Annotated in this window: 6 protein-coding genes; 4 read left to right on the forward strand and 2 right to left on the reverse strand. The window is 58.5% G+C overall.

Annotated elements, in window-relative coordinates; all coding sequences use genetic code 11:
• The first annotated feature begins 164 nt into the window (after positions 1–164).
• The gene (locus AC3D24_RS21430) at positions 165–3,983 is read left to right on the forward strand and encodes a hypothetical protein (RefSeq protein ID WP_489033519.1); all 3,819 of its coding nucleotides are present in this window, start codon (positions 165–167) and stop codon (positions 3,981–3,983) included.
• 121 nt (positions 3,984–4,104) lie between these two features.
• Here AC3D24_RS21430 and AC3D24_RS21435 read toward each other — a convergent pair whose 3' ends face one another.
• Positions 4,105–5,448, reverse strand: a complete 1,344-nt coding sequence (locus tag AC3D24_RS21435) for a DUF5623 domain-containing protein (protein ID WP_489033520.1) — start codon at positions 5,446–5,448, stop codon at positions 4,105–4,107.
• 476 nt (positions 5,449–5,924) lie between these two features.
• Between AC3D24_RS21435 and AC3D24_RS21440 the strand changes: the two genes are divergently transcribed.
• Entirely contained in the window at positions 5,925–6,575 is a 651-nt protein-coding gene (locus AC3D24_RS21440) for a recombinase family protein (protein ID WP_489033521.1), read from the forward strand.
• Positions 6,576–6,827: 252 nt separating this feature from the next.
• Here AC3D24_RS21440 and AC3D24_RS21445 read toward each other — a convergent pair whose 3' ends face one another.
• Entirely contained in the window at positions 6,828–7,532 is a 705-nt protein-coding gene (locus tag AC3D24_RS21445; protein ID WP_489033523.1) for a hypothetical protein, read from the reverse strand.
• 499 nt (positions 7,533–8,031) lie between these two features.
• On the opposite strand from AC3D24_RS21445, the gene AC3D24_RS21450 reads away from it, so the two are divergent.
• Together AC3D24_RS21450 and AC3D24_RS21455 are read left to right on the forward strand one after the other, a co-directional pair.
• Positions 8,032–9,027, forward strand: coding sequence for an acyltransferase family protein (locus tag AC3D24_RS21450; RefSeq protein ID WP_489033524.1), 996 nt, complete (start codon positions 8,032–8,034; stop codon positions 9,025–9,027).
• Positions 9,024–10,367 carry an alpha/beta hydrolase gene (locus AC3D24_RS21455; RefSeq protein WP_489033526.1) on the forward strand — a complete coding sequence of 448 codons (1,344 nt, stop codon included), beginning with the start codon at positions 9,024–9,026 and terminating at the stop codon, positions 10,365–10,367. Before AC3D24_RS21450 ends, AC3D24_RS21455 begins: the two co-directional genes overlap by 4 nt.
• Positions 10,368–10,437: the final 70 nt, after the last annotated feature.

The raw sequence follows: 10,437 nt of genomic DNA on the forward strand, positions 1-10,437 counted from the left end.
GCGTTTGGCGGTATGATCACTAGTTCAAAAGTTGGCAGCATTGGAACGATCGTCGATACCGGACGGTATAAGTTCAATACCGTCACTTAACGAGGCGTATCCGCCCCTCCCCTGTTGGCAATACGGTCGTTTCGCTGACGAGGCGGCGACGCTAGGAAGGTGGCATGTTCACAGTCCATCCCAACGAGATCAAAGACTTCACTGGCGATGAGCTTGTCGAGCTACTGCGTCGCCTCCTGTACGCCGAGGCTCGCAAGGCGGGCGTTCCGATGCGTGGGGTTCATGTTCCTCTCCAAATCACTGTTGCTGATGGCGGGCAGGACGCCAGCATTATCTGGACCGGAGGCGAGGCCTCGACCGATTACTTCCCCGGTCGCGATATCGTCTTTCAATGCAAGGCGAAGGACACCGGCAACGTACAGTGGGAACAGGAGGTCTGGACCAAACCGACTCAAAAGAAGACTGTCCCGGTCAAGATCCTCAATGATGCAGTGCGCGACGTGCTCGCGCGCGGCGGCAGCTACGTTGGCATCACTGCCAAGGCGCTTGTCGGCGACAAACCGGCTGACCGGGTAACCGCGATCAAGAAGGGCATAACGACCGCTGGTGGCAACCCCGCCGATCTTGCCACGGTAGATATCTATGAGGGGAACAAGCTTGCGGCTTGGGCCAGCGTACACCCCGGCGTAGCCGTCTGGATCAAGCAGCGGCACGCCGCGATTGACCTCGCCGGCTTTTCGACGCTCGATCATTGGGGAAAACGCACTGACGTTGCCGCGCCCCCGTTCGTTGACAGCCCCGACCGCAAATTCTCGCTCGGCCGCAATGAGGCCGACGCGATCGAGTTTTCCCAGCTAGCCGCACGCCTTTCGGCGGAGCTGGACGAGCCCGGCGCTTCCGTTCGCATTTGGGGCGCCTCGGGGATAGGCAAGACCCGCGCGCTCTATCATGCACTCAGCACGAGCACCGATCTCCTTGGAGGAGTTACCTCCGCCAACTTCATCTTCTGCGATTTCGGCCAGGTCAGGGACCGCCTTTGGGATGTCGCAAATCAGATTGTAAAGGAAGGAGCGGCCGCAGTTCTCGTTGTTGACGGATGCCCACTCGACAAGGCTCGCAGGCTGAACGCGCTTGCCCGTACAGAAGATAGCCAGCTTCGCGTGATCACGGTCGGCGCCGAAGGTGTCGACCATGATGATCATTGCGTCATGATCCGGCCCACCAAAGCCGATCGGGCGACAATTAGGGGGATATTAAAAGCGAAGCTCACCAAGGCCAAGGGCGACGAACTCGACTACATTGCAGAACTTTGCGACGGCTTCCCTCGAATTGCCGTGCTCGCGACAGCGAGCTATGAGAAGAACGCGATCCTGAAGTCTGTTGACGACGTCGCGCAGCAGATTCTGGATGCGGCCGGCGCCGAGCGTGAGACTGTCCGGGCTCTCGAATGCCTTTCGCTCTTCGACTGTCTCTCGCCGGATGACACTCCGGCCGCCTTCGATGACCTTGCCGAAACGTTAGTCCATATGAAGGGTGAGCTAGTGTACGAGAACCTCGTCATCGCCGGCCGGCAGCACCTCGTGGAACGCAATCGTGGCACGATGACGGCGCAGCCCCGTCCGATTGCCGACTTCCTCGCGTTGCGCCGCCTCGATTATCTACGCCCCTCAACCCTCATCTCATTTCTTGTCAGCGCGCAACCATTGCACCGAAACGCCATGCTCGCGCGCTGGCGCTTCCTTGCGCGTTCCCGGACACTTAGCGAAGTGATCGTTTTGCTGCTGCGCGACTCGTTTGCTGGTATGAACATCGTGCATTCCGACGTAGCATCTTATCTCTCGGCTTTCGTTCATGTCGAACCGGACCGGACGGGATCAGCCCTCTACTGGGCGATCGTCCGTGCCCCGCTTGCCGATGTCGAGGCCATCGCGGTTACTGACGAACTCGTCGACGCGCTGCGTCTCCTCGCCTCGCGTCAGGACAGCTTCCGCCCTGCCGCGCAGATCGTGTTGCGGCTCGCTGCTGTTGCACCGACGGAGCCTTTACAACCAATCATGCGGCTGTTGCGCCAGCTCTTCCAAGTAGCGCTTGCCGGTACACAGGCCGACGATCGCAGTCGGCGTGCCGCACTGAAGGAGGCACTCGAAGAGGACGATCCGCGCATCCGCCGCGTCGGTGTCGAAGCACTCGGGGCGATGATTCAGACCCATATTTCTCGGTCAGAAGAGTTCGAGCAGATTGGTGCCGAAGCCTATCATCCGGAATGGGCGCCCGACGATCACGGCACGATCAACGCCTATTTCGACTGGGCGCTTGAGCGCCTGCTCGGTCTTTGGCGTAAGGACATCGAACTGCGACCGGTAATTGAGGAGCATGTCGCAGGCGGAATTCGCAATCTCATCTCGCCCGAACTGCTACCCACCCTCGAAATTTTCGTCAAAGATGTGGTCGCTGCTTCGGGTCATTGGTTCGCCGCGACTCATGGCATCGGCGACTGGCTCTATTTTGACCGGCCCGAAAAGCCGACTAACTTCTCCCTCGCCGTGCGTGCGCTGTTCGACACGACCCTGCCGACCGACCCGGTCGATCTGGTCCGTCTCCATAGCCGATATTGGATGTCGGACCTACGCGATCCCGACAAACGCTACGCGCAGGATCAGGAGAATCCCGACTACGAATATTCGACACGCCGAGTGCAAGCGCTTGTGCCCGAGATCGCAGGAAACCCGGATCAGCTTGCACGCGCCATCCGGCTGATGGCGAGCGAAGAAATGAACGCGCCGCAGGTATTCGCGCACGCTTTGGCATCGGAACTGCTCGATCCGCTCCACACCTTTGCGCAGGCAGTGGCCGCGCTGGACGCGAGTGGCACGCGCGCCGGCGCGACCTTCGTTGCTTCACTCCTGTCGGCTCTCGATCGCCAGCTTCAGGACCGGCCCGACGACGTCGGCACGCTTGAGACCATCGCGAAGACATCGGACGTGCTCGCTGCCAACCCGATGCACATCGTGACCTCGCTCCGTGTCACCGATGATCGCCTGGACGCTTTCACGAACGATGTCCGCGATGGCCGCGTTACACCGGCTCAAAGCGTCTCAATTTCCTATGGACGCGGCCTCGAGGAGGTAGGCTACGCCGCGCTCGCGGGGTTCATCATCGCGCTCATCGATCGCCGCGACGATGGTGGCGCATGGGCCGCGCTCGAGATTCTTTCGATGGTGACCCATGGCCAGAAGGCCATTGCGCCAGAGATCGTCGACCTTGCGAAGCTGGCAATTCTCTCCCCATCGATCGCCGACGATGCCGAGGGCAGCGCTTCCAACTCCGACTATACCTACGATCGGATGCTCCGCCTGATCGACACCGCAGGCGGGATCGACGCCGATTTCGTTCACCACTTTGCCCTGCAGGTTGTGCAGGCCTGCCGCACAACTGGTCCGCGGCGAGGCCGCCCTTCGGACGTACTACGCGGTGCGCTCGCGATAATCACCCAGCGAGCGCCAGCAGAACTCTGGCCCATACTCGCCAGTTTCTATGAGATCGCGACACGGATCGAGCGCGAGCGGCTCAACGCGATCACTTCTGCGACCAAGCTTTTTGCCTATGATGTCTCGCGCATCGGCGCTGGGGCCCTATTCGAAACGCCGCTCAAGCTCATGCTCGACTGGGTTGCCATCGATCCCGATGGCCGCATTGCGTTCCTCCTCACCTTCTTCCCGATCCTCGAACAGAAGGACGATGAATGGACTTGGCATCCCGCACTCCAGAAGCTCGCCACGCTATATGGTAGTAGCAAGCGGTTTGGCGAGGCGCTGCGCCTGCGTATCTACCCCAGCTCCTGGGGCGGCTCGCTCAACCCACACCTAACGAGCTTCAAGGCCCCGCTTGCTTCGTGGATCAATGATCCAGCCCTTGGCGATTGGGCAGGAACGATGCTCGAAAATGTGAATCGGTCTCTAGAGCGCAATCACAACGAAAACTGATCAGGTCACGCGCCATCGGCTGGGTTTGGATCGGCGCAAAGTCGATTGGCGCGTAGCAGCCAACCACGAGTGATTGGCCGCAATCGCGCAGGACGGGTAAGTCGCAGGAAACCACGGCTGCTTAACCGGTCTTCGTTTTCATCTTTCGGATAAAGGAGGCGGACATATCGATCTTGTGAAGTTGCCGACGCAGCGGACCGCAATCGGGGTACGCACCGGCGAGCTTTACGCGCAGGTCGTCGAGGATACCGAGCAAGCCTGTCCGGGACCTCGAGGCGTCGGCATAGGTCGCGTCGTCATCTTCCTCGTGATAGTAGACGTCGAAGAATTCGGGGCCCTCGAGTTGGCCGCGCCCGATCTCGAGCGCCAACCAATCCTCGAGCGTCGAGCGCAAAGAGTTCATGCGCTTATAAACGCCGTACGGCCGCTGCGACGACCGAAGCACCGCCTTGATCATCCGCCCGAATTCGATGTGCGCTTCGACCCCCGGCCCACCTGCTGGGCGCCGCTCCGCGCTGCCAAACATCATGCGATAGGGGATGGTGGTGGCGCTCGGCTCGGGGAAGATCGTGCCTCGTGAACGCGCCCGGCGTCGGTCCTGTGGGGTCTTGGCTGCGGGGCTGACGAAGACGTCCAGCGAGGGAGCGGATACTCCCGACCAATCGTCTGTGACCAGCGGGGCGGGGAGAGCATCGATCTTTGCGATCAGCCCCTCAAGATCATAGCCGTGTCGATCATCGGTCGCGACATACAGGTCGCAACAATAAGGGTTATACATACCAGGCGATGCCGTCTTCGCCACGCGCCAGCCATAGCGCGCTGCCCAGGCGGCGCGCTTCGCCTCGTCTGGCACGCCTTGATATGGCTCGTCGATGACTATGAACTGGCTCGTCGCCGAATCGACCCATTCCGTTGCGTGATCATTGCCAGGCAGTTGGGTGTCGGCCGTACCGCCCGCATAGGCCTTGCGGTAATCACGCGAAGGGCGAAGCCCGGTATACTCGACGAAGCGCAGCGAGCGCACTGCTTTGCAGATCCGGTCGCGGGCACCGTCCTGGTCCCGGGCGAGTTCGTCGGCGACGAAATGGTCTGGAGCGACCATGCGCATGTTGCCGAAGCCGCGTAGGCGTTTGAGCTGTGCCTTGCTACAGATATCGAGGATCGGTTTCGAAAGCGCGACCTCGAACGTCTCGCGGCCACCGCCCCAGCCCTTTTCCTCGACCCAATAAACGGTCAGCAGAACATAGGGCTGGGCGATTGGCTTATCTCGCCCAGGCAGAATGCGTTGCGCGTGTCGAAAATTGGCGCATTGGGCAGCCTGAGCGGCCAGATCGAGCGCCTCAACATGTCTAATGTCGCGCGCTTTACGGTACTGAGTTGCGAGGCGCTTGACGCCTTCAATCGTCGAGGGTCGGACGTCACCATTCAACATAGCAGGTCTCCTGGCTTGAATACGGTGCGTCACTCGCCAACCGCCCTCTCAAGCTCGGATGCTTGCTGAAAGGGTGCACAGTCTTATCGCGGCAGTGCTGTCAACAGCTTCGGAACGGCGAGTGCCATGCTCCTGCCAGGAACACTTCTAATGTAGTATAGATACAAAGACGCTGCAAGTTCGACCCGAGAAGCCGCTATCCCACCGGCGCCACTCTGGCGCCGCCATCGCCGGCACTGCCGCTGACTCTATTGAACTACCGGCCCTGTCAGCCTCGCCGACTTCGTGCTTTCGACGACATTAGGCGTGCTCGGATGTTGCGAACGGGAAATAAACGGCTTGTACTTCGTGAGCGCCTCTTCTGCCTTGCATCTGGCAGCGGTTAAGAGAACCGCCTGGTCCTTCTTGGGTATGCCTTTCGAAGACCTCTCAATAGCTGGTACTTTAATCCCGTCCTGATGGCGTAAAAAGGACTAGACTAATAAGCACCACATATAGCAGACTACGGGATGTTCATCCGAGCCTATCTACGCGCTTCTACCTCCGAACAGGATGCGTCGCGCGCCAAGAGCGCCCTCGACATGTTTGCGGTCGAGCACGGGCTTCGGATTGCGGCCCGCTATGTCGAAAACGAAAGTGGAGCCAAGCTTCACCGGCCAGAGCTGTTCCGCCTGCTGTCGGATTGCGAGCCGGGAGACGTGCTTCTGGTCGAGCAGGTTGATCGGCTTTCCCGCCTCACCTCACCAGACTGGATCAAGCTGCGCAATCTAATCGACGCCAAGCAGGTCCGGGTTGTTGCACTCGACCTGCCGACGTCGTGGATCCTGACGGCACCGACGGATGATTTCACCGGCCGAATGTTCGCAGCGGTCAACGCCATGATGTTGGACGTACTCGCCGCGGTTGCCCGTAAGGACTATGAGGATCGCCGTCGTCGACAAGCCGAAGGCACTGCAAAAGCCAAGGCAGCGGGCCTTTATAAGGGCCGTCCCGAGAACAAGACCCGCAACGCTGCTATCTCGAGCCTTCTTCGCGATGGCCGAAGCTGGCGCGATATAATGGATGCGACTGGGTGCAGTCGAACGCTCCTCGCCAAGATTGCTCGTGATCGCCGTCGACAGGCAGAGGCTGACGCAGCAATGTCAGACGCGCACCCCTAATGTGTTCAGGCAGACTCTAGACCCTCATAATGAGGTGTACGATTTCTCTGCTACCGACCCTGTTTGAACGGGTTTTGTGTACCAAAGCCCATGCCCACTCAGGGTATACCCAGAATGACGTGTTAGCATCCTTAGGCATCGTCCCGTTTGCGATTCGCCAGTCGGTCGGCATGCGCGGCTCGAGGCTGGCAGAATTACCGGAAGCCATCGCTCGGCTATCGACTGCTCTAGTACTCCAGCTTCCACCGGAATTCAGTTCAGCACGCCGTCTTCAGCTAGCCTTACTATCAGCGATGGCCCTCGATCGTGCAGTCGAACCTCACCGTCCGGGTTTTCGGCCATGGTTGCGATCATCGTTGGCACGCTTTCCATTGGCGCATGTGCCGCACCAATCCGCGGCAATACCGATACGAATAGATCGTGCATGACGCCGCACACAGCGTTAAGCACTGGATCCGCTAAGGGGTTGCCTCGGTGCTTCGCGACAAGCTCGTCGTAACCGCTGCAGTTCACGGACAGCCACGCTGGCGAGATCCTGACGATGTCATTGACGCCATTCGGCTCCATGCCGCTTTCGATGAATTCGTCAGCTAGTTGGGTATCGAACTCGCCCATCCCAAGACCTCGCCAAACAGCGTGAAGTTCACGCTCTACCAATTTCGCCCACTTTATCGTGTCGAACATTGCCATCGCGAAGACATCCCAGTCGCAAGCTCCCAGCAAAGGGCCGCTTTTTCTTATCCAGCGCTCGCTTGGCTCGTCCAGCTCTCCCTTGTGGAATCCCTCGATAAGCGAACCCACACGATCAAAACAAGCAGTGCCGCTCCCGCCCGAGTAGCCAATCTTTCCGAGATATAGCTGCCCCCTAGTGGCCGCCCACCGGTTGGCGGTTCTGCTGAACCCGAAGTAGACATATGGCACATTGTATCGTGAAAGAGCGGCTACTTTTTCTGGCATTCTGTCGCTCCGCGTCCCAAATCTCATATTCTTTCCTCCGTAATATCTGGGTCTCAAATTGCAGCATAAATTTATAGGTCACCTACGTTGTGCAATTTGGACAATTGCCTACCGATTATGGAACCACTGAATCATGAATAATCTGACAACTAAAACGCTTTGGAAAGTCACTGTTAGAAGCCTACTTCCGAACGATTATTGGGTAGAGAAAGTTTATGAGGACTATCATTTTGGCGCAGGCGCGGCACATCGACGCGATCCTCGTCACCGAACTCAGCCGCTGAGGGCGCTCGACGCAGGACCTGCTTGATACTCTCAACCAGCTGTCGGGTTGGCGCGTGTCGGTAGTTGCGATGAGCGGCATGACGTTCGAGGTCGATACACCTCGCGGACGGATGATGGCGACCATGCTGGGGACCAAAATAAACGAACTGGATGGAGCGGCATTAACTGTGCGCTGACATTCTCCCTGCTAGGGCGGGATGCGGCGGGGCGCAGCATGCTAGTGATCGGTGACGTTACGACACAAAGACGCAATTCCGGGATTGACCTTTTTAGGGGACTGCTTGTCTTGGCCGTCATCCTCGGTCATTTTTCCGAATTGACGCAACGGCAAAGTTTCCTGACCTGGGTGGGTGCAGGGCTTCGCATGCCCCTTTTCATCGGCCTCACCGGGTACTTATTCAATCTGGAACGCGCGCGGGCTATTCCGCTGTTGCATCTGCGCAAATATCAGCGCCGCCTCGTTCTACCCTGGTTAGTAGCGTGCATCGTCTACCTAACGGTCACTGAGCAGCTCGACATTCTCACCCCTTTTTCGATTTTCGTCCAACCACCGTTCCATCTCTGGTTCGTACCAGTCATGATGGCGTTCATTGTCGCCGCCACCGTTGTCCCTCGCCCGCCGCTGGTTTTGTTGGGCATCGCCATACCGATCAGCATCTCGGCCATGTATTTGTTCGGTGTAGGGCACTCGGTTGCGCAGATGCCGCCTTGGATGCCTGATAGGCGCTTCTTCATCTACCCAATCTACTTCTTTTACGGCTTATGGGTCGCCTGCCGCGAACCCGACCCTTGGAAAGAACGTGCCGCATTGGTGCTCGCGTTGATCAGCTTTGCGTGGTGGTGCGCGTTATATCAGGCGCCTAGCCTTACCGCCGAGGTGGCGGCCGAACTGACCTCGTGCTTGCCGCTGATCTGCCTGCTGCCCTGGGTACGAAGGTTGTCGCTTTCGGTGGCTCCGATCGCCGCTGTCGGACGCGACAGTCTGTTCTTCTATCTGTGGCATCCTATGGCGTTCGGTCTGTGGGCAGCCTGCGGCGTTCATGGTTTGCAGATGCTGATGTTCTCGTTGCTGACACTTATGGCTGCACGGGTTCTATTAGGCAGCCTACCACGCGCCGCCCAGATATTCGGGCTTTCACCACGTCCGCAGCCGGTGACGATCACTACCGCATCACCCTTTATGACTCCATTGCACGAGCCCGTTCAATGACGACGATCTGGCAATTGCTCCGGACGGGCACACTAACCTGTGCCTGGTTACTCATCCTCCCATGTTTTATCTTGCTGATGTCGGCGATCGTGCCGGTCATACCCTGGGTTCGGATCTACGCGATCGACGTTGTTCCCAACCGAGCATCTTGGTTTCTTTTGTTCTCGCTGGCATCGCTCGCCGCCGGCCTTATCGCGCAAATCCGCCGGGCGACCCCTGCTGCACAGGGATTGATCGCAACGGCATCGTTTACAGCGTTGCTGGCCAGTGGGGTGCTCGCCCATTTCCTCTACATAGCTCACAGCAATGGGGCACGTATCAACTTGGTCGATACGCTCTCGACGCGTAACACCAGTGAGAATGCAGCCCCTGACGAAAGTCGTGTCTATTCTGCACCGCGCGGCGAACCACTATGGCTCGACATCTATCGTCCTCGTCAGAGACTGCCACATCGACCAAGCCCAGTTATAATGTTTGTTCACGGTGGTGGCTTTGTTGAGGGTTCGCGCAAGATGGGTGCAGCTAATAGACGCAGTTACGCTGACGCCGGCTGGACGGTAATCAGTATTGATTACCGCTTAGCGCGTCCTAATCGGCCAACCTGGGATCTAGCGACTCACGATGTACGGTGCGCGTTGGCCTGGACAGCAGCCCATGCTGCCGAACTCGACATAGATATTTCCAGACTAACTCTCAGTGGCGCTTCCGCGGGGGGGAGCCTCGCAATCGCGGCAGCCTATTCAGCCGACCACCGCGTTCAAGATGCGAGTTGCGGGCCGCGTGTGCCTCGTGTGGCAGCCGTCGTAGCCAAAGCCCCACTCATTGATGCGCTAGGATCGTGGGAGCATCCAGGGGAGTTAAGAGATTTGCAGCGATCGTACATGTCAAATTATCTTGGAGGGTCGCCGCAGCGCTATCCCACACGTTATGCCGCGGTGGACGTGCGCCGCTACATCGGATCAACGAACCCGCCTACCTTGCTCCTAGCCGGTGCCAACGATCCGCTGTTACCGGCTACGGCAATCGAAGACTTTGCGCGTCGGTTAGCCGACAAAGGCAGCGAAGCCCGCCTAGTGATGTTCCCTTACTCAGGACATGAGTTCAACACGACGTTCGACAGCATCACGAACCAGACCGTAATCCAAGTCGTCGCCCGTTTCCTGACCGATAATAACGTAGGCCCGGATTCTCGCATCGCGCTGCCGTCGGAAACGATTGCTAGTCGTTACCTACGCGAATCTCACGGATTTCTTAGAAGTCCACGAATGGTAAAAAATATGCATCCGCCAATGCAAAAGTCCGATGCATTCGACGCGCGCATTCCATGGCAGGTTTCCTGAGTAAGCCCCCTGAAGACACAAAGTCCGCTTCTCTCCCTATCTCTCTCTCTCTCTCTCTATTCCGCCCATT

It is taken from the genome of Sphingomonas sp. SL1004, from assembly GCF_057815015.1.

Coding starts and splice junctions, on each gene's coding strand:
- AC3D24_RS21430 (WP_489033519.1), top strand. CDS start 165: ATGTTCACAGTCCATCCCAACGAGATCAAAGACTTCACTGGCGATGAG.
- AC3D24_RS21440 (WP_489033521.1), top strand. CDS start 5,925: ATGTTCATCCGAGCCTATCTACGCGCTTCTACCTCCGAACAGGATGCG.
- AC3D24_RS21445 (WP_489033523.1), bottom strand. CDS start 7,532: ATGCCAGAAAAAGTAGCCGCTCTTTCACGATACAATGTGCCATATGTC.
- AC3D24_RS21450 (WP_489033524.1), top strand. CDS start 8,032: ATGCTAGTGATCGGTGACGTTACGACACAAAGACGCAATTCCGGGATT.
- AC3D24_RS21455 (WP_489033526.1), top strand. CDS start 9,024: ATGACGACGATCTGGCAATTGCTCCGGACGGGCACACTAACCTGTGCC.